General features: G+C 73.5%; 18 protein-coding genes. 6 read left to right on the forward strand and 12 right to left on the reverse strand.

Features of this window, described 5'->3' with window-relative positions:
- Positions 1–16 precede the first annotated feature (16 nt).
- A complete protein-coding gene (locus BGO37_RS04245) occupies positions 17–577 on the reverse strand; it encodes a DUF6611 family protein (RefSeq protein WP_291752589.1) in 561 nt (186 codons plus the stop codon).
- A 251-nt stretch (positions 578–828) separates the two neighbouring features.
- Here BGO37_RS04245 and BGO37_RS04250 point away from each other — a divergent pair, with 251 nt between their 5' ends.
- The 5 genes from BGO37_RS04250 to BGO37_RS04270 all read left to right on the forward strand — a co-directional run bounded on the left by BGO37_RS04250 (position 829) and on the right by BGO37_RS04270 (position 5919).
- Entirely contained in the window at positions 829–3336 is a 2508-nt protein-coding gene (locus BGO37_RS04250; protein ID WP_291752591.1) for a sensor histidine kinase KdpD, read from the forward strand.
- Entirely contained in the window at positions 3333–4019 is a 687-nt protein-coding gene (locus BGO37_RS04255) for a response regulator transcription factor (protein ID WP_291752593.1), read from the forward strand. Before BGO37_RS04250 ends, BGO37_RS04255 begins: the two co-directional genes overlap by 4 nt.
- 41 nt (positions 4020–4060) lie before the next feature.
- Complete coding sequence (locus BGO37_RS04260) at positions 4061–4459, forward strand: hypothetical protein (protein WP_291752594.1); 399 nt, start codon at positions 4061–4063, stop codon at positions 4457–4459.
- Positions 4460–4512: 53 nt separating this feature from the next.
- Positions 4513–4860: a hypothetical protein gene (locus BGO37_RS04265; RefSeq protein WP_291752595.1), complete on the forward strand. Its 348-nt coding sequence runs from the start codon at positions 4513–4515 to the stop codon at positions 4858–4860.
- Positions 4861–4941: 81 nt separating this feature from the next.
- On the forward strand, positions 4942–5919 hold the full coding sequence (locus BGO37_RS04270; protein WP_291752596.1) for an aldo/keto reductase: 978 nt from the start codon (positions 4942–4944) through the stop codon (positions 5917–5919).
- 82 nt (positions 5920–6001) lie between these two features.
- Here the strand turns inward: BGO37_RS04270 and BGO37_RS04275 are convergent, their stop codons facing one another.
- The 11 genes from BGO37_RS04275 to BGO37_RS04325 form a co-directional block, all read right to left on the reverse strand.
- Positions 6002–8284 (reverse strand): TIM-barrel domain-containing protein, encoded by a 2283-nt coding sequence (locus tag BGO37_RS04275; RefSeq protein WP_291752597.1) that lies wholly within the window; start codon positions 8282–8284, stop codon positions 6002–6004.
- A gap of 17 nt (positions 8285–8301) precedes the next feature.
- On the reverse strand, positions 8302–9399 hold the full coding sequence (locus BGO37_RS04280; RefSeq protein WP_291752598.1) for a glycoside hydrolase family 15 protein: 1098 nt from the start codon (positions 9397–9399) through the stop codon (positions 8302–8304).
- A 73-nt stretch (positions 9400–9472) separates the two neighbouring features.
- On the reverse strand, positions 9473–10750 hold the full coding sequence (locus BGO37_RS04285) for a sugar ABC transporter substrate-binding protein (RefSeq protein WP_291752600.1): 1278 nt from the start codon (positions 10748–10750) through the stop codon (positions 9473–9475).
- Between the two features lie 44 nt (positions 10751–10794).
- Positions 10795–11616 (reverse strand): carbohydrate ABC transporter permease, encoded by an 822-nt coding sequence (locus BGO37_RS04290; RefSeq protein ID WP_291752602.1) that lies wholly within the window; start codon positions 11614–11616, stop codon positions 10795–10797.
- Positions 11609–12544: a carbohydrate ABC transporter permease gene (locus BGO37_RS04295; RefSeq protein WP_291752603.1), complete on the reverse strand. Its 936-nt coding sequence runs from the start codon at positions 12542–12544 to the stop codon at positions 11609–11611. Before BGO37_RS04295 ends, BGO37_RS04290 begins: the two co-directional genes overlap by 8 nt.
- Positions 12541–13749: an ROK family transcriptional regulator gene (locus tag BGO37_RS04300; protein ID WP_291752605.1), complete on the reverse strand. Its 1209-nt coding sequence runs from the start codon at positions 13747–13749 to the stop codon at positions 12541–12543. Before BGO37_RS04300 ends, BGO37_RS04295 begins: the two co-directional genes overlap by 4 nt.
- A 136-nt stretch (positions 13750–13885) precedes the next feature.
- Positions 13886–15103, reverse strand: a complete 1218-nt coding sequence (locus BGO37_RS04305; RefSeq protein WP_291752606.1) for an ROK family transcriptional regulator — start codon at positions 15101–15103, stop codon at positions 13886–13888.
- A 10-nt stretch (positions 15104–15113) separates the two neighbouring features.
- Positions 15114–16661 (reverse strand): cellulase family glycosylhydrolase, encoded by a 1548-nt coding sequence (locus BGO37_RS04310; RefSeq protein ID WP_291752608.1) that lies wholly within the window; start codon positions 16659–16661, stop codon positions 15114–15116.
- A gap of 24 nt (positions 16662–16685) precedes the next feature.
- Positions 16686–17564, reverse strand: coding sequence for a carbohydrate ABC transporter permease (locus BGO37_RS04315; RefSeq protein ID WP_291752609.1), 879 nt, complete (start codon positions 17562–17564; stop codon positions 16686–16688).
- On the reverse strand, positions 17551–18429 hold the full coding sequence (locus tag BGO37_RS04320) for a carbohydrate ABC transporter permease (RefSeq protein WP_291752610.1): 879 nt from the start codon (positions 18427–18429) through the stop codon (positions 17551–17553). Before BGO37_RS04320 ends, BGO37_RS04315 begins: the two co-directional genes overlap by 14 nt.
- A gap of 81 nt (positions 18430–18510) precedes the next feature.
- Positions 18511–19806, reverse strand: coding sequence for an extracellular solute-binding protein (locus tag BGO37_RS04325; RefSeq protein ID WP_291752612.1), 1296 nt, complete (start codon positions 19804–19806; stop codon positions 18511–18513).
- A 318-nt stretch (positions 19807–20124) separates the two neighbouring features.
- Here BGO37_RS04325 and BGO37_RS04330 point away from each other — a divergent pair, with 318 nt between their 5' ends.
- Positions 20125–20313 (forward strand): DUF1508 domain-containing protein, encoded by a 189-nt coding sequence (locus tag BGO37_RS04330; protein WP_291752613.1) that lies wholly within the window; start codon positions 20125–20127, stop codon positions 20311–20313.
- Positions 20314–20368: the final 55 nt, after the last annotated feature.

Genomic DNA, 20368 nt, shown 5'->3' on the forward strand with positions numbered 1-20368 from the left:
GCTGACGCCCCGTCGCTCAGGCGCGGCCCACGGGGTCCACGCGCTCCGGGTCGGGGGCCAGGAGGCCGCCCACCTGGTCGTAGACGCACCGCCACACCCCCTGGTACTCGGACTCGCAGAGCTCGCCGTCGGCGAGCGCGTCGTCGGCCGCGCACAGCAGCTCGCCGAGCAGGCGCACCCGGGCGACACCCACCACGTCGTCGAGCGCGGCGCTCTCGCCGGGGTCCTCCGCCCACACCTGGCGGACCGCCCGCCGCTCCGGCAGGGCCGAGGCGCCGAGGGCCAGGAACCCGCCGAGGTAGGCCAGGCACCCAGTCACGGCGGCGAGCAGGGGGTCGGCCACCACCGAGGCCGCGAGCCCGACGCCGACCGAGACCACCGCGCCGGTGACCGGCCAGGCGCGCCAGGCCCGCACCCGCAGGCGGGCGCCCGCGCCGACCCCCGGCGGGTAGACGACGAGCCGGTAGCGCGTGACGCCGTACGGCAGCGCATCGGCGTCGACGCGACCCCAGCGGCGGGGAGCCGTGACGCCGCGTGCCGCTCCAGCGGCCGAGCGCAACCCTCCGGGCAGCCTCACGAGCCCAGCGTCCGCCGCGGCCGGCCGGCCGGCGCCGATCCTCACGGGACCCCAACGGTGGCCGGGGCTCTCCTGACGTTCTCCTGACGCTCGCCGTCGCGGCTCGGGCGCGTGCCGGAACGTCAAGATCGCGTCAGGAGGCGTAGGCGAAACGTCAGGAACCCGTGACCAGGCCTCCCGGCACGCGACAGTCGTCCCGTGCAGCCCTGCACGCCCTCGTGCGACGCGCCGCGGACCGGGAGGATGGCACCATGAACGCCGCTGAGCACGGCCGCGGCCACCTCATCGTCTACTTCGGCGCGGCACCCGGCGTCGGCAAGACCTACGCGATGCTCGACGAGGCGCACCGGCGGAGGTCACGCGGCACGGACGTCGTCGTCGGCCTCATCGAGACCCACGGCCGGCCCGCCACGGCGGCGCTCGTCGACGGCCTGGAGGTCGTGCCGCGGCGGACCGTGACCTACCGCGGCGTGTCGCTCACGGAGCTCGACGTGCCGGCGGTCGTCGCGCGGTCGCCGCACGTGGTGCTCGTCGACGAGCTCGCGCACACCAACGCGCCCGGCAGCGTGCACCCGAAGCGCTGGCAGGACGTCGAGGACCTGCTCGCCGCGGGGATCGACGTCATCACCACCGTCAACGTGCAGCACCTGGAGTCCCTCGTCGACGCGGTCGAGGCCGTCACCGGCGTGCGGCAGCGCGAGACCGTGCCGGACGCGATCGTGCGCAACGCCGACCAGATCCAGCTCGTCGACCTCTCGCCCCAGGCGCTGCGGCGCCGGCTGGCCCACGGCAACGTGTACCAGGCCGAGCAGATCGACGCGTCGCTCTCGTCGTACTTCCGCGTGGGCAACCTGACGGCCCTGCGCGAGCTCGCGCTCCTCTGGCTGGCCGACCGCGTCGACGACGCGATGACCGCCTACCGCCAGGAGCACGCGATCGGCGCGCCCTGGCCGACGCGCGAGCGGATCGTCGTCGCCGTCACCGGCGGTCCGGAGACGGACACCCTGCTGCGCCGCGGCGCGCGGCTCGCGCAGCGCGCCCCCGGCTCCGAGCTGCTCGCCGTCCACGTCCTCGTGACGGACGGCCTGCCCGGGGCGCCGCCCCAGGCGCTCGCCGCGCACCGCCAGCTCGTCGAGTCGCTCGGCGGCACCTTCCACACCGTGGTGGGCGAGAACGTGGCCAGCGCGGTGGTGGAGTTCGCCAACGGGGTCAACGCGACCATGATCGTCGTCGGCGTCACCCGGCGGTCTCGCTGGCGGCAGGCGCTGTCCGAGTCGACCGACGTCGAGATCGCCCGCCTCGCCGGGTCGATCGACGTCCACCTCGTCACGCACCAGCTGGCGCGCGCCGGGATCCCGAAGCCCGGGCGTGCCTCGGCGCTGTCGCGCCAACGGCAGACCGCCGGCTGGGTCGCCGCCATCCTCCTGCCCGCGGTGCTGACGACGGCACTGCTCCCGCTGCGGTCGCACCTCGGCTTCCCGACCCTCCTCATGGTGTTCCTCGCGGGCACGGTGGGGGTGGCGCTGCTGGGCGGCCTGTGGCCAGCCGTGGCCATGGCCGTCATCGGCTTCCTCACGCTGAACTGGTTCTTCACCGAGCCCGTCGGGCGGTTCACGATCGCCGAGCCGGAGAACGCCTTCGCGCTCGTCGTCTTCGTGCTCGTCGCTGTCGCGGTCGCCAGCGTGGTGGACCTCGCGGCGCGGCGCTCCGCGGAGGCCTACCGCAGCCGCGCCGAGGCCTCGGCCCTCGCGTCCGTGTCGCGCTCGGTGCTGCAGGGCGGCGACACGGCCGAGGCGGTGGTCGACCGGGTGCGGGAGACGTTCGGCCAGGGCTCGGTCGCGCTGCTCGAGCGGGCCGACGTCGGCACGTGGGCGTGCGTGGCCTCGTCGGGCACCGAGCCGGCAGCGACCCCGTCCGACGCCGACACCGTGGCCGACGTCGACGACCACCGCGTGCTCGCGCTGCGCGGCCGGCCCCTGCCGGCCGGCGACCGGCGCGCGCTCGAGGCGTTCGCGTCGCAGGCGGGCGTCGTCTTCGAGCAGCGCCGGCTGCGCGCCCAGGCCGAGCAGGCGCGGCTGCTCGAGCAGGCGGACGCCGCGCGGACCGCGCTGCTGGCCGCCGTCTCGCACGACCTGCGCACCCCGCTGGCGACGATCCGCGCCTCCGTGGACGCACTGACCTCGCCCGGGCTCGAGCTCGGCGAGGGCGACCGCGAGGACCTGGTCCGCACGCTGGCGGCGGCCACGACGCGGCTGGAGCGGCTCATCGCCAACCTCCTCGACATGTCCCGCCTCCAGACAGGTGGCCTGCACCCGGCGCTGCGGGCGGCGAGCCTCGAGGAGGTGGTCCCGGTGGTCGTCGAGCCCTACGGGCGCAGGGTCCGGCTCGACGTCCCCGAGGACCTGCCGCTGGTCCACACCGACCCCGGACTCCTCGAGCGCGTGCTGGACAACGTCACGTCGAACGCGGTGCGGCACTCGCCGCCGGACGAGCCGGTGCTGGTGCTTGCCTCGGCGAGCGACCGTGAGGTGGAGGTCCGCGTCATCGACCGCGGTCCGGGCGTGCCCGAGGCGGACCGCGCGGCGATCTTCGAGCCCTTCCGGCGGCTGTCCGACAACCACCCGGACGGCGTGGGTCTCGGCCTGGCGGTCGCCAACGGCCTGGCCACCGCGGTCGGCGCCGACCTGTCCGCCGAGGACACCCCCGGCGGCGGCCTCACCATGGTGCTCCGCGTCCCTCGCGAGGAGGTGAACGCGTGACGGCCTCGCGGGTGCTCGTCGTCGACGACGAGGTGGGCCTGGCGCGCGCCCTGTCCATCACGCTGCGCGCGGTCGGCTGGGACGTGCGGGTGGCCAACGACGGGAGGTCGGCGCTGCGGGAGGCGGCCGCATGGCACCCGGACGTGGTGCTGCTCGACCTCGGGCTGCCGGACATGTCGGGCTTCGAGGTGATCGAGGCGCTGCGCGGCTGGACGCGGGTGCCGATCGTCGTGCTCTCCGCCCGGCAGCACGGCGAGGACAAGGTGGACGCCCTCGACGCCGGCGCCGACGACTACGTCACCAAGCCGTTCGGCATGGACGAGCTGCTCGCGCGGCTGCGCGCGGCCGTGCGGCGCGCCCAGCCGGTCGACGACGGCGGCGACACGGTGGTGGTCGCGGGCGACCTCGAGATCGACCTCGCCCGCCGGCTGGTGCTCCGCGACGGCGCGGAGGTGCGGCTGACGCCCACCGAGTGGGCGATGCTCGAGGTGCTCGTCCGCAGCTCCGGGCGGCTCGTGCCGCGCAAGCAGCTGCTCCAGGCCGTGTGGGGACCGGGCTACTCGGAGGAGACGAACTACCTGCGCGTCTACAGCGCGCAGCTGCGCCGCAAGCTCGAGGCCGACCCCGCCAACCCGCGGCACGTCATCACGCACCCCGGCGCCGGCTACCGCTTCGAGCCGTAGCGTCGCTGGCGGGCCGCACCCGGCCGGAGGACGATCGCGTCGTGCGCGGCTTCCTCGACGCCAGGCGGGTGGTCCAGCTCGCCGCGCTGGCCCTCGCCGCGGCCGCCGCGGCCTACCTCCTGAGCGACCGGGCGAGCGGTGCGACGACGTCCGACGCGGGGTCTGCCGCCCCGGCCGCCACGCTCGTCGACGTGGAGGGCCGCTGGGTGATCTGGCTCCTGCTCACCCCGGTGCTGCTCGTCGCCACCCATGCGCTGTGGCGCGGGCGGGGCAGGACGGCCGCGATCGTCGCCGGTACCACCCTGCTCTTCCTCCTCTGCGTCGCCGGTGCGTTGACCATCGGCATCTTCTTCATGCCGGCCGCCCTGGTGAGCGGTCTGGCGTTGCTCGTCCCGGCGCGCACGACGAGCAGCCGGCGCAACGCGTCGGCGCCGACCTGAGCCCTGGCGAATTTCCCGTCGAGCCGCGGGCTCGGCCGCCCTAGCCTGGCGGGATGATCCCCGGGCACTGGCAGGCGGTGGCACGCTCCGACGGCGAGACGGTGGGCTACGTCGAGGCGGCGGACGACGGCTTCGTCGGGCGCGACCTGCTCGGCTCCGCGCTGGGCCGCACCCCGTCGCGCGACGAGGCCAGGGCGCTCGTCGTCGACCGCGGCCTGGCGAGCCTCGATGGCTCGTGGGACTGGACCGACGGGTCCGGCGAGACGCGGCGTGTGCACGTCGTCCACGTGCGGCCGGGGCGCGCGACCGTCAGCACCGGCCACCCGAACGTGGTCGGCGCCCCCGGCGAGCGGTTCGAGGTGGAGCTCCCGGTGGACCCGGCGAGGTTCCGGCCGGCGTGATGCGCCACCGCGCGCCGGTCGACGCCGCGGCCCGGCAGACTGGACCTCGACCGCCGGGGCCCTGAGCAGGAGGAGCGCGCCATGGAACACGTCAGGCTGGGCAGCAGCGGGCTGCGGGTGTCGGCGATCGTGCTGGGGTGCATGAGCTACGGCGACCCGAGCCGCGGGTCGCACGGCTGGACCCTGCCGGAGGAGCAGAGCCGGCCGTTCATCCGGCAGGCCCTGGAGGCCGGGATCACCACGTTCGACACCGCGGACGTCTACTCCGACGGCACCAGCGAGGAGTTCGTCGGGCGTGCCCTGAAGGACATGGCTCCCCGCGAGGAGGTCGTCATCGCGACGAAGGTCCACGGCCGGATGCACCCCGGCCCGCACGGGGCCGGCCTCTCCCGGGTCCACATCATGCAGGCGATCGACGCGAGCCTCCGGCGGCTCGGCACCGACCACGTCGACCTCTACCAGATCCACCGCTTCGACCCGACGGTGCCGGTCGAGGAGACGATGGAGGCGCTGCACGACGTGGTGAAGGCGGGCAAGGCCCGGTACCTCGGCGCCTCGTCGATGTACGCGTGGCAGCTCGCGCAGCTGCAGTACACCGCTGATCTCGGCGGCTGGACCCGGTTCGTGTCGATGCAGGACCAGTACAACCTCCTCATGCGCGAGGAGGAGCGCGAGATGCACCCGTTCTGCCTCGACCAGGGCGTCGGCGTCATCCCGTGGAGCCCGCTGGCGCGCGGACGCGTCACGCGGCCGTGGGGCACGACGACCTCGCGCACGCAGACCGACGAGTTCGGCGCGACGCTCTACCACCAGCAGGAGGCCGCCGACCGCGCGATCGTCGACGCGGTGGCCTCCGTGGCGGAAGCGCGCGGGGTGCCGATGGCGCAGGTCGCGCTCGCGTGGGTGCGCCAGCAGCCGGCCGTCACGGCGCCCATCGTGGGCGCCACGAAGCCGGAGCACCTGACGGACGCGATCGCGTCCGTCGAGATCACGCTGGAGCCCGACGAGCTCGCGGCCCTCGCCGCGCCGTACGTGCCGCAGCACCCCGAGGGGTTCTAGCGCCGGTCCGGGTGGACCTCCAGGCGCGGCACGACTGGAGGTCCACCCACGGCGATCGGGCTGACGCGGCCTCGACCGGCGCTCAGGACGCGAAGAGCGGCCGCAGCGCGGCCTCGGCCTCCGCGCGCAGGTACACCGGGACGACGTCACGCGGCGCCGGCCGGTCGACCACCTGGCCACCGCCGTGCCGCGAGCCGTCCCAGGCGTCGACCCAGTCCCCCGCCGGCAGGTACGTCGACCACCGCGAGACGCCGGGCTCGGTCACGGGGCTGACCAGCACGTCGTCGCCGAGGAGGAACTCGTGTGGGTGGGCCCACGCGGCCTCGTCGTGCGGGTGGTCGACGAAGAGCCCACGCATGAGCGGCCGCGAGGTCCGGACCGCCGCGGCGGCCTGCGCGGTGAGGTACGGCAGCAGCCGCGTGCGCAGCTGGGCGTACCGGCGGAAGGCGTCGACGACGGTCGGGTCGCCCGCGGTCTCCGCCACGTTCCACGGGGTGCGGTCCCGCAGCGGCGGGCGGTGGTGGTGGAACTCCGAGTGGTACTGCATCACGGGCAGGAACGTGGACGCGGCCACCGCCCGCACGTAGAGCTCCGGGTCCGGGACCGGTCCCGAGAACCCCGCGATGTCCCATCCCCAGTAGACGATGCCGCAGGCCGCCGCCGAGATGCCGGCGTTGAGGGACGAGCGGAACGCCTCCCACGTGGAGTCCTCGTCGCCGGCCCAGAACACGCCGTGGGCCTGCGACCCGGTGAACCCGGCGCGCGAGAAGGTCACGGGAGCCTTGCCGGCCGAGCGGAGCAGGTCGCCGAAGGCCCGCGCGTAGTGCACCGGGTTGAGGTTGTTGCCCTCGTCGCCGCGGCGCCCGTCGGCGTACCGCAGGTCGTCGCCCCAGGCGTGCTCGCCGCCGTCGGTCTTGAACCCGTCGATCCCGAGCTCGTCGACCAGGTACCGGCGGTAGGCCGTCCACGCCTGCCGGCCGGCGGGCGTGGACAGGTCCGGCATGAGCGCGCGCGGGAACCACCACGCGCGGTTGAGGTAGGGGCTGCCGTCGGCCTCGAGCACCACGTGGCCCGAGGCGGCGAGGGCGGCGCCCTCCGCCAGCACCTGGCGCGTCTCGTCGGGCTGCCAGTCCTGGTCGTCGCGGGCGATGGTCCCGGCGGTCTTGAGCAGCGGGATCTGCCAGAGCACCACCTTGATGCCGCGGGCGTGCATGTCGTCGACCCACGCCCTCGGGTCCGGCCACGCCCCGTCGCCGGGGAAGGTGAAGTCGCCCAGGCGGTGCGGCGACCCGTCGTCGTGCACGTCGTACCGCGCGTCCCGGAAGATCGTGATGCCGAGCTCGTCGCTCCAGGCCTCGACGACAACGACGCCGACGGGGATGTCGAGCTCGCGATGGGTGTCCATGCGGGCCGTCGCGATCGCCTGCGTGTTCCACTCGTTGCCGGACGCCCACAGCTCGTGGACCCAGCTCGGCAGCTCCTGCGGGTGCCCGACGTCGTCGAGGAAGCCCCGCAGCACGTCGGTGACCGACCCGTCCCAGGCGTCCACCTCGAGCCGCCCGTCCGGGCCGACGGCCGCCTCCACCACGAGCCGGCCGGCGTCGCAGGCGCCGACGTCGAACCAGCTGCGCCGTGACGAGCGCACGTGGAAGCCCCAGCCGTCGCCGCCGACGACGTGGGCGAAGGGCATCGGCAGGTAGGTGCGGCCGAACCGCCCCTGCGACTTGTACTGCTCGAAGACGACGACGTCGGGCGTCCGCCCCCGCTGGTCGACGGCGTCGAAGCGCTCGCCGAACCCGACGACGTGCTCGTGCGGCTCGAGGCGGAACGCGAAGCGCGCGCGGCGCACACCCTCGGCGTCCCGCCACCACGCCACCGACCCGGGGACCACCCGCGGGTGGCGCTCGGCGGGCAGGCCGCCGACCAGGAGCGTGCCACCGGCGGCGGACCACGCGCCCGCGCTGACGTCGTGCCAGGGGCCCGTCCACACCCGCCCGTCGCGCAGGGTGGCGACGAACCGGTAGCGGCCGCGCTCCCCCGCGGGCAACGCCGGGAGGGTGGCGCGCCAGGTCCCGGACGCCCGCGCCTGCGCCGCCTGCGCCTCGGCGAGGTGTCCCTCGCCACCCGCGAGCGCGGCGGCGTCCGCCCCGGTGACGGCGCCCGGCTCCATGGGGACCGTGGCGAGCCCGCCGTCCGGGCCGGCGAGCTCGCAGGCGATCGCCTCGACCTCGGGCGAGGCGACGACGCCCACCGAGAACGGCTCCCCCGCCTGCGGCAGCACCGGGACGCGCTGGTCGGGCGAGGCGGCGTACGGGTGCCCGTCGCCGGTGGGCCGATGGCGCACCGGCTCGTCGTGCTGGGTCATGGTGTCCTCTCGAGGATTCAGGGCCGGCCGAGCGCGTCCCACAGGCGCAGGTACTCGCCGTGGCTCCAGAGCAGGGGTGTGGCGACGGCCCCCCAGCGCTCGGTCCAGCGCGGCAGGGCGTCGGGGACGATCAGCCGGTCGGAGACCTGCTCCGGCAGCAGGCCCTCGTCGGTCGCGGTCGAGGCGATCCAGTCGAGGTCCGCGCGCGCGCCGGCCTCGTCGCCGATCGCGAGCCGGGCCATGCCGTGGAACGCGGTGAGCAGCGGCCACCGGCCGCCGCCGTAGAACACGTCGTCGGCGAAGCGGTGCACGCCGAGGTCGTCGGCCAGCGTGTCCTCGATCGCCGCGACCGTCGCCGTGGCGACCGGGTCGTCGGGCGAGATCCAGCCCAGCGGCGCGACCAGCGCGGCCAGAGAGCCGTCGACGTCGCTGCGGCCGACCCACTTGGTGAGGTGACCGTCGACCGTGCCCTGCGACCGCACGAGCGTGCGGATGCCGGAGGCGGCCGCGCGGGCGCCGCTCGCACGCCCGTCGTCCAGCAGGTCTGCGGCGAGCACCGCCTCCAGGCCGGCGCCGATGCAGCCGAGCGTCGAGACGTGCACGCGCTCGGCGTGCTCCTCCCACCAGTCGAAGCACGGCCGGTGCCAGGAGGACACGAGGTAGTCGACCGTCAGGCGCACCGCGGGCAGGTACGGCTCGGCGGGCAGGTGGTGCCGACGCAGGTGCGCGACGAGGGCCCAGAGCCACGTGCCGTACCCGTCCAGCTGGAAGTCCCACCACGGGTCGAGGCCGAGCCCGCCGTCGAAGGTGAACCGGGCCGGCAGCATCGCCTCGTCGTCCAGCGGCGTGCCGGCCCGCGCCGCCTCGACGGCCGCGGTCATGCGGTCGGCGTGCTGCCCGATCGTGGCGGCGCACCAGCCGAAGAAGCGGGTCGCGGACGCGGGCGCGCCGGCCGCCGACATGCCGTCGGCGATGAACGAGCCGTCGCGAAACCAGCAGTAGCCGCGGTAGGCGACGAAGTCGGGGCTCGCCGGGTACGCGCCGTTGGGCAGCTGGAGGTCTGCGACGACCTGCAGCGACGCCTCCGCGACGCGCGCCACCGATGCGATGGTCACGTGGGTACCTTCCGTCGTTCCGACAGGGGTGGCGCCGACGGGCGCCGGCGCCACCCCCACGGGCGCTGCCGGCTCAGCCGAGCAGCGCGTTCACCTCGGCCTCGGCCTGGCTCAGGGCATCCTGAACCGACAGCCTTCCCGCAGCAGCCTCGGTGAGCTTGGCGGTCACGGCGTCCTGCATCTGGTTCTGGTTGGCGCCGATGGACGGGGCGAGCACCGTCTTGTCCAGCGAGTCGAAGACCGCCTGGCGGTTGGCCGGGGCGCCCTTCGTCAGATAGGCGCCGAGCTGGGTCTCGTCAGCGATGGTCGGCAGCTCCCAGCCGGCGGCCAGGCGGGTGTCGACCATCGTCTTCGACGACGTGAGGTACTCCGCGAACTTCTGCGCGGCGTCCTGGTGCTTCGACGTCGCGGTGACGGCGACGGCGTTCGAGAACAGCGCGCTCGCCTTCTGCGTGTCACCGGGCTCGACGGCCACGTCCCACGTGAAGGCGGCGTCGGCGTTGGCGCCGAACATCCAGATGCCGGTGTGCCACATGGCGAGCTTGCCGTCGTGGAACAGCTTGCTGTCGAAGTCCGGCGTGCCCGCGCCCTGGGCGGCGGTCGGCATCACGGTGCCGTTCTTGCCGACGAGCCACTGCGCCGCGGCGATGCCCTGCGGGGAGTTGAACGCCGCCTTCTTGCCGTCGCTCGACAGGAACGTGCCGCCGGCCTGCGCGACCGTCTTGTAGAACTCGTTGTACGAGATCGGCTGGTAGTCACCGAACACGCCGTTCGCCGAGTCGGTGAGCTTCTTCGCCGCGGCCTGCTCGTCGGCCCACGTCCAGCTCGAGGTCGGGTACGCGACGCCGGCCTTGTCGAACAGGTCCTTGTTGTAGAAGAGCACGACCGTCGAGAAGGAGCTCGGCAGGCCGTACTGCTTGCCGTCGCGCTGGTAGGCCGCCAGCAGGGACGGCTTGTAGACCGAGGCGTCGACGCCCTTGAGCTCGGCGAGGGCGCCGCTGTCGGCCAGGGCGCCGTACGTCGCGGACTCGACGTCGACGACGTCCGCCGCCGTGCCGGCCGCGACGTCCGTCTGCAGCGCGGTGTAGTAGTCGGCGTACGGCAGGGTCTTGACGGTCACCGTGATGCCGGGGTTGGCCGCCTCGAACGCCGTGACGATCTTCGCGAGGTTGGCCTCGTTGCCGCCGTTGGAGATGAAGTTCGAGTACGTGATGGTCACCGGTTCGGCGGCGGCCGTGGTGCCGCCGGCTCCGGTCGTTGCGGGCGCCCCGGACCCACCGCTCGAGCATGCGGCGAGGACGAGGGCACCGACGGCCGCGAGGGCCACGGCGCCGATGCGAGTGCGAGACATGTCTGGTCTCCCTTGACGAGGACGGATGGGCACTTGCTGCGGGGTCACTTGAGGCCGGAGCCGGCCACGGACTGGATGACGTACTTCTGCGCGAAGACGTAGACGGCGAGCATCGGCAGGATCGTGACGACCGACCCGGCCATGACGACGTCCCACCGGGTCGTGTACTGGCCCTGGAGGGCGGCCAGCGCGAGCGGCAGGGTCTTCAGCTGCGGGGACCGCAGGATCACCAGCGGCCAGAGGAACGCGTTCCAGCTGTTCATGAACGAGAAGACGCCGAGCGTCGCGACCGCCGGCGTGACGAGCGGCATGACCACCTGGCCGAAGATCCGCAGGTGCCCCGCGCCGTCGAGGCGGGCCGCCTCGTCGAGCTCGCGTGGCACCGTGCTCATCGCCTGGCGCAGCAGGAAGACACCGAACGCGCTGGCCATGCCGGGCAGGATCACCCCGAGGTAGGAGTCGATGAGGCCCAGCGACTTCATCTCGACGAAGAGCGGGACGAGCAGGACCTGCATCGGCACCATCATCGTGGCGAGGTAGACGCCGAAGACGACCCCGCGTCCGCGGAACGGCAGCCGGCTGAACACGTAGGCGGCGAGCGCGCTCGTCAGGATCTGCAGCGCGACGGTGCCCACGGCGATGATCGCCGAGTTGAGGACGACCCGCCCGAACGACGTGCGCCGGAACAGCTCGAGGTAGGCGCCGAAGGAGGGGTGCTGCGGCACGAGCGACGGCGTGGCGTCCAGCCCGGCACCGGTGGAGATCGACGTGACGAGGGTCCACACGAACGGGAACAGCATGACGAGCGCCCCGAGGACGAGGACCGCCCACAGCACCCACCGGCCCACACCCGTGCGGCTACGCATCGTGCACCCACCGGCGCTGGCCCCACGTCTGGAGCAGGGTGATGACGAGGATGACGACGAACAGGAGCCACGACAGCGCGGCGGCCGACCCGGCCTGCGAGTACCGGAAGGTCAGGTCGTAGACCTGCTGGACGACGACCTGCGAGGCACCCGCCGGCCCGCCGCCGGTCATCGCGTACACCTGGTCGAACACCTGGAAGCCGTTGATGAGGGAGATCACGACGACGAAGAAGATCTGGGGCGACAGCAGGGGCAGCGTGATCGACAGCAGGCGCCGCCAGGGGCCGGCGCCGTCGATGAGGGCCGCCTCCTTGACGTCCTCGGGGATCGACTGCAGCCCCGCCAGCAGGATGACCATGACGAAGCCCAGGTCCTTCCAGGCCGAGGCCAGGATGATCGAGGGCATCGCCCAGCGAGGGTCCGTCCACCACCCGGGGCCCTGGATCCCGACCAGCGCGAGGACATGGTTGACCACCCCGACCGCGGGGTTGAGCAACCAGCGCCACACCAGGGCGACGACGATCCAGCTCGTCACCACCGGCAGGAAGTAGACCCCGCGGAGCAACGACCGGCCCTTGAGCCTCGCGTTGAGCGCCAGGGCCAGCGCGAGGCCGCCGACGAAGACCAGCGGGATCTCGCCGACGACGTAGAACAGCGTGTGGCCGAACGCGGCGCGGGTCTTCGGGTCGGCGACGAGCTTGGTGTAGTTGCCGAAGCCCACCCACTGCATCGCGGAGATGAGGTTCCACCGGTGCAGGCTGATCCACGCCGCCTGGATCATCGGGTAGAGGACGAAGGCCGCCAGCGGGATCGCGCTCGGCGCGAGGAAGGCGACGATCGTCAGCCCGTTCCGCCAGCCGCGGCGACGCCGCCCGGTCGTCGTCGGCGGCGCCGCGAGCCGGGTGTCGAGCGGGGTGAGCACCGTCACGGCCGACCCCCCGCCAGGCTCTGGTCGACGAGGCGCTGCCGCACGAGACGGCCCTGCTCGCCCGAGCGGCCGTCGGTGTCGAACGGCGTGGCGAGCACGAGGCTGGCCGCACCCTGCGCCCACCGGTCGTCCTGCCAGCTCTCGATGCTGATGCCGATCCCACGCAGCTGCGGGAGCAGGCCGCTGCGGAACGCGGGCTCGAAGCCGGGCGCCCAGTGCCGCCAGGCGGCCAGCCCCTCCCCGAGGAAGATGACGATCTCCGGGTCGAGCACGTTGACCACGCCCGCGAGGGTCCGCCCGAGCAGCTCGCCGGCCTCCTGGAAGACGGCGCGGGCCGCCGCGTCGCCCTCGTCGGCCAGGGCCCGCAGGTCGTCGATGCCGCCGCCGACACGCAGGCCGCGCTCGCGGGCGGTGGCGACGAGCGCCTGCTCGCCGATGAGGGCCTCGAGGCAGCCCGCGTTGCCGCACTGGCACGCCGGGCCTCCGGGGATCACCGGGACGTGGCCGATCTGGCCGGCGGCGCCCGAGGCGCCCCGCACGACCGCGCCGTCGGCGACGAGGCCGCCGCCGATGCCGGTGCCGAGCGTGACGACGAGGAAGGAGTCGTGGTGGCGGCCCTCGCCGTAGAGCCGCTCCGCCATGGTCAGCGCGTTGACGTTGTTCTCGACGAGCACGGGCAGGCCGTGGTCGCGTCGCAGGGTCTGCCCGACGGGGTACTGCTGCCAGCGCAGCTGCGAGGAGTCGACGACGCCCTGCGAGGCGACGTCCACGTTGCCGGGGAGCCCCACGCCGACGCCGAGCAGCGGCCGGGTGCTCCCCGCGAGGAACGCGCCGACGATCCGGGAGAGGCGGTCGAGGGCGTCGGGGGCGAACGCGTCGAACTGCTCCGTCGCCGAGCGGACTACCGAGCCGTCGATCTGCACCTCGACGAGGGCCACGTGGTCGGCCACGACCTTGACGCCGATCGCGTTGCCGGCCGACGACGTCAGCCCGAGCAGGCGGCCCGGGCGGCCCCCCGCGGAGGGCACGACGTCGAGCTCCTCGAGCAGGTTGTCGGCGATGAGCTGCCGGGTGAGCTGCGTGACGAGGGCGGCCGACACCTTGAGGCTGCGCGCGAGCTCGGCACGGGACACCGGACCCTGCGCGCCGATGAGCGCCAGGACCGCGGTCCGCGTGACATCGGCACCCCATGTCGGACGCTGCATGACTGAACCCCTTTGTTTAGGTCTTAAGGAACCATAGTACAAAGGGTGGCCGTCGCCAAGTGTCCGATGACGCGAGGTCGCGCGGCGGCGGCGCGCCCCGGGCGCCGGTGGTGCCCGCCGCCCGGGCGGCCGTGACCTAGCCGCGCGGCTCGCGGATGAGCTGCTCGAGCGGGAGGATCGCGGCGCCGATCGCCACGGTGTCGCCGCCGAAGGTCGAGGGGCACAGCTCGTACTGCGACCCGGGCCGCTGCAGGCTGTTGGCGCGGATCGCCGCGTCGATCCGGTCCGCGAGCGCGTCCATCAGCCGGATGCCCACCCAGCCGCCGACGACGATGCGCTCGGGGTTGGTGAGGTTGACCAGGTTCGCCAGGGCGTGGCCGAGCGCGGCGATCGCGTCGTCGACCACGGCGGTCGCCGCGGGCTCACCCGCCGCGGCGGCGTCGAGGAGCTGCCCCAGCGCGCGCCAGCCGGTGCCCTCGAACACGCCGCCGCGCTCCGCCCAGGCGCCGAGCATGGCGGCCGCGCCGACGTAGGCCTCGACGCAACCCCGGCCGCCGCAGCGGCACAGCCGCCCGCCGCGCTCGATCTTCGTGTGGCCCCACTCTCCGGCGCTCGAGTGCGCACCGGCCTGCAGGCGCCCCTCCTGGACGAGCCCGACGCCGACGCCGCGCCCGAGCAGCGCCACGACGGCGTGCTCGACGCCACGCGCCGCGCCGAACCACTGCTCGGCCTTCGCCTGCGTCTTGCCGCCGTTGTCGGCGAAGACCGGGACGTCGGCCGGCAGCAGCTCCGGGATCGGCACGGGCGGCCAGCCGAGGCTCTGCGCGTAGAGGGTCTGGCGTCCGGCGTCGTCGGTCTCGACGATGCCCGGCATCGCCAGCCCGATCCCCAGCAGCAGCGGCCACGTGTCGCGGTTCCGCGCGCGCAGCGCGTCCACCGCGGCGCGCAGGTCGTCGCCGATGGCCCGCGGGTCCTCCTCGGAGCGTCCGCCCCGGAACTCCTGGTCGACCGCCGTCATCGACAGGTCGAACAGCTCGACGGCGACGCCGCGCTCGCCGATGTCGGCGCCGATCGTGTAGGCGCCCTCCGGGCGGGGCGCGATGAGGGCGATGGGGCGCCCGCCGCCCGAGGCGACGGTGCCGGTCTCGTGCACCAGGCCCTCCGCCACCAGGTCGGCGACCAGGTTGGCGGCGCTGGCCATCGACAGGCCGCACTCCCGCGCGATGTCGGCGCGCGTGGTCTGGCGCGCCAGGATCACGTGCTGCAGCACGGCAGCGCGGTTGCGCAGCCGCAGCGTGGTGACCGTGGCCTGCTCGCCCCCGGTGCGTGCCCGCCCGGCCGTGTCGGTGGTCATCACGCCCTTCTCACGCCTCGTCGTCCCGGCCAGAACCGTCCGTGCGGACGATACGCACCAGGGTCACCGGTCCGTGGGCGACCGCCCGCAGGCCGCGCCGGCCGGGCTCGAGCGTGACGTCGCGGGCGGCCCCGTCGACGACCACGGGGGCGTAGCGGGACAGGTCCCCGGTCAGCTCGAACTCCAGCCAGTCGCCGGCGTCCAGGCGGACCCCGATCTCCTCGTCGGGCGACTCCTCCTGGCCGGCGTCGTGGTGGAACGGGTTGTCGGGGTGCTCCCCGGGCCGCGTCCACGTGAGCCCGCCGGCGTCGTCGGCACGCAGCGCGGGGAACGGCCCCGGGCGCCCGACGAGGTACGACTCCCCCGCGCCACGGAACCCGTAGCCCCACGCGGGCACCACCGCCGGGGCCGCGGCGGTGGCCGCCGCCAGCACGTCCGGCTGCCAGGTGGCCGCCTCGACCCGGACGTTGGCGACGAGCTCGGTGAGCACGGCGTCGGCCTGCGCCGGCGTCAGCCGCGGCGCGCCCTGCGCGCTCGCCGCGAACCGGTCCCAGCCCTGCGGGGGACGCACCGACACGGGGGACGTGCGGGTGTCGAGCTTCTTCCAGGTCCACAGGTTCCAGCCGATGCCGAACGTCTCGTAGAGGCGGAACGCCGTGTACAGCCAGTCGAGGCGGTTCTCCCCGCCCTCGCCCATGTAGAGGGGCAAGCGCAGGCTCGCGGCGGCGTCGAGGAAGGGCCGGATGCTGGCCTCGTCGGGCGCGGACCAGTACTTGTGGAACTGGAGGCAGGAGTTGTCGTCCCAGCGCTCCGTGAAGATCTCGAAGTTCGTCGCCCAGTGCAGGCCCTCGTAGACGATGAGGTGGCGCGCGTCGACGGCCCGCACCGTCGCGGTCAGGTCCCGGTAGAGGCGCACGAGGTCGTCGCGGTAGCGGTGCTGCCACTCGTTCGGCAGCGGCTCGTTGAGCAGGTCGTAGCCGAGCACCGCGGGCTCGTCGGCGTACCGGGTCGCCAGGTCGGACCACAGCCGCACCGTCAGGTCGCGGTAGCGGGCGTCCATGAAGAGCTCGGGGACGCCGTGCGGCGAGTCGTCGATGTTCGTGCCCGTCTGCCCACCGGGGGCGCCGTGCAGGTCGAGCAGGACGCGCAGGCCGTGCGTGCGGCTCCAGCCGATGACGTCGTCCAGCAGCGCGTACCCCTCCGCGAGGGGTTCGCCGTCCGGCGCCTGCACGAGCCGGGAGTTGATCGGCACCCGCACGTGGTCGAGGCCGCTCGCGGCGATCCGTGCGATGTCCGCCTCGGTGACGAACGCCGCGCGGTACTCCCGCCAGAACTCGTCCGCGCGGGCCTCGCCGACGAGCCGCGCGACGAGCGCCTCGATCTGCCGCGGCGACTGCGCCCCGGCGCCCAGGCGCCACATGTACCCCTCCGGCAGGAGCCAGCCGCCCAGCCCGACGCCCCGGAGCAGGAGCGGGTCCCCGGCGCCGTCGACGAGCACGCCGCCCTCCGCCCGGACGAAGCCCAGGGCGGTGCCGGTCGCGTCGGTGGTGGTGGTCACGGGGTTCTCCTGGTCACTGGGGGCTCACTTGAGGCCGGACAGGGCGAACCCCTGCACGATGTGCCGCTGGAAGACGACGAAGACGACGAGGACCGGCACGACCATGACGGCGGCGGCGGCCATCTGGAGCGACGGGTTCGTGGCGACCTGCTGATTGAGCAGGGCGATGCCGACGGACAGGGTGTACAGGCCCTGGTCGGACGCGATGACGAGCGGCCACAGGAAGCTGTTCCAGCCGGTGATGAAGGTCAGCACCACCTGCACGGCGAGGATCGGCCGCGACATCGGCAGCACGATCTGCGCGAAGATCCGCGCCTCCCCCGCCCCGTCGATGCGGGCGGCCTCGAGCACCTCGGTGGGGATCGTCGTCATGAACTGCCGGAACAGGAACACGCCGAACGCGCTGACCAGCGTCGGCAGGGCGATCCCGACGAGCGTGTTCGTCAGCCCGATCCCGTTGAGGATGAGGTAGGTCGGGATCATCGTCACCTGGACCGGGATCATCATCGTCGTCAGGACGAGGAAGAAGATCGGCTCCTTGCCGCGGAACGAGAACTTCGCGAACCCGTAGCCGGCCATCGCCATGACCAGCAGGCCCACCATGCTGATGAGCACCACCCCGAGGGTGTTGACGAGGTACCGGCCGAAGTCCATCTGGCGCATGAGCTGCGTGAAGTACTGGACGGTCACGTGCGACGGGAGCAGGTGCGGCGGGTAGGCGACGGAGTCGCTGCGCGGCTTGACCGCCGAGACGATCATCCAGGCGAAGGGGAACGCGGTGAGGACCGCGCCCAGCGTCAGCACGACGCCCGCCATCCAGGGCCGCCGACGCCGCCCGGTCCGCGCGGTCGCGGCCGGCCGGGCGACGACACGGGGCGGCACGAGCGTGTCAGTACTCGACATCGGCCCTCCTCGCGCGCAGCTGGAGGAGCGTCGCGACGGCGATGACGGCGAACAGCACCACCGACCCGGCGCTGGCGTAGCCGAACCGCGCGCCGGAGAACCCCTGCTGGAACAGGAACAGCGAGATGCTCGTCGACGACCCGAGCGGGCCGCCCTTGGTGAGGACGAACGCCTCGTCGAAGAACTGCAGCCAGGCGATCACCGTCGTCACCGTGACGAAGAGGATCGCGAACCGCAGCAGCGGCAGGACCACCGACCAGGTGGTGCGCAGCCGCGACGCGCCGTCGAGGGCCGCCGCCTCGAGGTACTCCTTCGGCACCCCCTGCAGCGCCGCCAGGAAGATGATCGTGTTGAGGCCCGTGCCACGCCAGATCGCGACGAGCGCCACGGACACCTTGACCAGGGACGGGCTGGACAGCCACTGCACCGGCCCGAGCCCGACGAGCGAGAGCACGTAGTTCAGCAACCCGAACTGCGTGTTGTAGAGGTACCCCCAGACGAGCGCGATGGCGACGATGCCCGTGATCGCCGGCAGGAAGTAGAACGACCGGAGCACCCGGAAGAACCGGCCCTGCGAGCGGTTGAGGAGCAGCGCGACGACCAGCGAGATGACGACGACCGACGGGACGCCGACCACGACGTAGAAGCCGGTGTTGCGCATCGCCTGCCAGAACGCGGCGTCCCCGAACAGCTCTGTGTAGTTGGCCAGGCCGACGCCCTGGACCCGCGACAGGTCGCCGAGCCCGGCGGCGTCGAGGTTCGTCAGGCTGACGACCGCCGCGACGAGGATCGGCAGCACGCCGAAGGCGAGGAGCAGCAGGGTCGCCGGTCCGACGAGGACGTACGGCGTCGCGCGCGATCGCATCGTGACGTTCCCTTCTCGAGCGTGGCGAGCGGAGGCCCGGTGGTGGAGGAGGCTCGCCACCACCGGGCCGGCGCTCGGCCCTCAGTTGGTCGACTGACCCTTGGTGGCCGCGAACAGCGACGTGAGCGCGGCCTCCTTGTCCTTGCCGGTCAGCACGATGGAGTTGAGGGCGTCGAGGAGCGCCTTGCCGGTCGCGCCGTCCCAGTTCGGGACGAGCGGCACGATCTTGGCGTTGGCCAGCTGCGCGGCGTAGACGGACACGAGCGGGTCGGCGGTCAGCGCTGTGTCCGCGAGGGCCGCCTTGGCCGTCGGCAGGTCGCCGTTGAGCTGGAACCAGGCGACCTGCGTCGCCGGCTGCGACAGGAAGTCGAGCAGCGTCAGGGCGGCGTCCTTGTGGGCCGACTTCGCCCAGACCGCCATGTTCGAGCCCGCGAGGAGCGACGTGTTCGTCGTGCCCTTCGGCAGCTGGGCGACGGACCACTTGCCGGCCAGGTCGGGGGCGGCGTCCTTGATCGCGGCGGCCAGGTAGGGGCCGGACACGAGCATCGGCGTCGCGCCGGACACGAAGCCCTGCGTCTGGTCGAAGTCGCTGTTCGTCGGGACGCTCTTGTCGGCGTACAGGCCGGTGTACAGGTCGACGGCCTTGCGGAACTCCGGGGTGTCGAAGTTCACGGCGCCGTCGGCGCCGATGATGTCGCCGCCGAAGTCCCAGGTCATCTCGACCGGCAGCGGGCTGTCCCACTGCGGGATGTAGTAGCCGTACTTGCCGGGCCCACGCCCGGCCAGCGTCTTGGCGTCCGCCCGGAGCTCGTCCCACGTCGCCGGCGGTGAGCTGATGCCCGCCGCCGCCAGGATGTCGGACCGGTAGAACAGGACGCGCGTGTCGCTGATCCACGGCACGCTGACGACCTTGCCGCCCACCGCGGTCGCCTTCCCCGCGACGCCGTCGACGAAGTTGGCGGAGGCGAGGTGGCTGTAGGGGGCGAGGGTCGCGTCGTCGAGGGGCAGCAGGGCGCCGGTGTCGGCGTAGGTGCGCAGCTTCGACAGGCCCACCTGCAGGACGTCGGGGCCGTCGCCCGAGGCGACCGCGGTCGTGAACTTCTGGTCGACGCTGTCCCACGGGATCGCGACGGCCTTGACCTGGATGCCGGTCTGCTGCGTGAACGGCTGCACGATCTGGTCGAAGTGGGCGGTGGTGTCCCCCATCACCCAGACCGTGAGGGGGCCGGTCGGCGCGGGAGCGCCGGACGTGGCCGCGGCAGGAGTGCCGCCCGTGGCGGCCGGGGTGCCGCCACCCGTCGACGAGCATGCCGCGAGTGCCAACGCGGCGACGATGCCGACGGGCACCAGGGCCCGCCGGGTGAAGGAGTTCGCCATCGAAGATCCCTTTCAGTGGGCGCAACCGTGCGCCGTGCCGAGTGTGAGTCTCGCCGGGCCGTGCCTCGCCTGGCGACAGGGGCCGCCCCGCGCGTCGCGGGGCGGCATCGCTGCCGACCACGCGGGACGTCACCCAACCCGTCAGGCTTATTTCACGGCTTAGTCTAAGTCGTGGAGTTTGTGGTGGCAAGACCCGTCGTCCGCGGCGTTCCGTCCGCCCGACCCACCCGGATCGAGTGGTTCTGACCGTTCGGCTGGCCGCGCCCGGCGCCCGCTCCTAGCGTGGCGTCCGTCCGGGTCTGCGACGAGGGAGTTCCCATGGCCGCGAAGTTCGAGCTGTACAAGAGCGCCAACGGTGAGTTCCGGTGGCGGCTGAAGTCCGCCAACGGGCAGATCATCGCCACCGGCGGCGAGGGCTACACCCGCAAGGACGGCGCGCTGAACGGCATCGAAGCGGTCAAGCGCGATGCCGGGGACGCGGCGGTGGACGACCAGACCGCCTCCTGAGGCCGTCCGAGCCCGCACCACCGGCGGGCGACTGCGGCCCGCCCGCTCTCCGCGA

The organism is Cellulomonas sp. 73-92, assembly GCF_001898175.1.
Taxonomy (GTDB): domain Bacteria; phylum Actinomycetota; class Actinomycetes; order Actinomycetales; family Cellulomonadaceae; genus Cellulomonas.

Bases quoted from the DNA above. Each gene is read 5' to 3' on its own strand.
- BGO37_RS04290 (WP_291752602.1), bottom strand. From the start codon at position 11,616: ATGCGTAGCCGCACGGGTGTGGGCCGGTGGGTGCTGTGGGCGGTCCTC.
- BGO37_RS04330 (WP_291752613.1), top strand. From the start codon at position 20,125: ATGGCCGCGAAGTTCGAGCTGTACAAGAGCGCCAACGGTGAGTTCCGG.
- BGO37_RS04315 (WP_291752609.1), bottom strand. From the start codon at position 17,564: ATGTCGAGTACTGACACGCTCGTGCCGCCCCGTGTCGTCGCCCGGCCG.
- BGO37_RS04250 (WP_291752591.1), top strand. From the start codon at position 829: ATGAACGCCGCTGAGCACGGCCGCGGCCACCTCATCGTCTACTTCGGC.
- BGO37_RS04275 (WP_291752597.1), bottom strand. From the start codon at position 8,284: ATGACCCAGCACGACGAGCCGGTGCGCCATCGGCCCACCGGCGACGGG.
- BGO37_RS04285 (WP_291752600.1), bottom strand. From the start codon at position 10,750: ATGTCTCGCACTCGCATCGGCGCCGTGGCCCTCGCGGCCGTCGGTGCC.
- BGO37_RS04265 (WP_291752595.1), top strand. From the start codon at position 4,513: ATGATCCCCGGGCACTGGCAGGCGGTGGCACGCTCCGACGGCGAGACG.
- BGO37_RS04300 (WP_291752605.1), bottom strand. From the start codon at position 13,749: ATGCAGCGTCCGACATGGGGTGCCGATGTCACGCGGACCGCGGTCCTG.
- BGO37_RS04305 (WP_291752606.1), bottom strand. From the start codon at position 15,103: ATGACCACCGACACGGCCGGGCGGGCACGCACCGGGGGCGAGCAGGCC.
- BGO37_RS04320 (WP_291752610.1), bottom strand. From the start codon at position 18,429: ATGCGATCGCGCGCGACGCCGTACGTCCTCGTCGGACCGGCGACCCTG.
- BGO37_RS04270 (WP_291752596.1), top strand. From the start codon at position 4,942: ATGGAACACGTCAGGCTGGGCAGCAGCGGGCTGCGGGTGTCGGCGATC.
- BGO37_RS04325 (WP_291752612.1), bottom strand. From the start codon at position 19,806: ATGGCGAACTCCTTCACCCGGCGGGCCCTGGTGCCCGTCGGCATCGTC.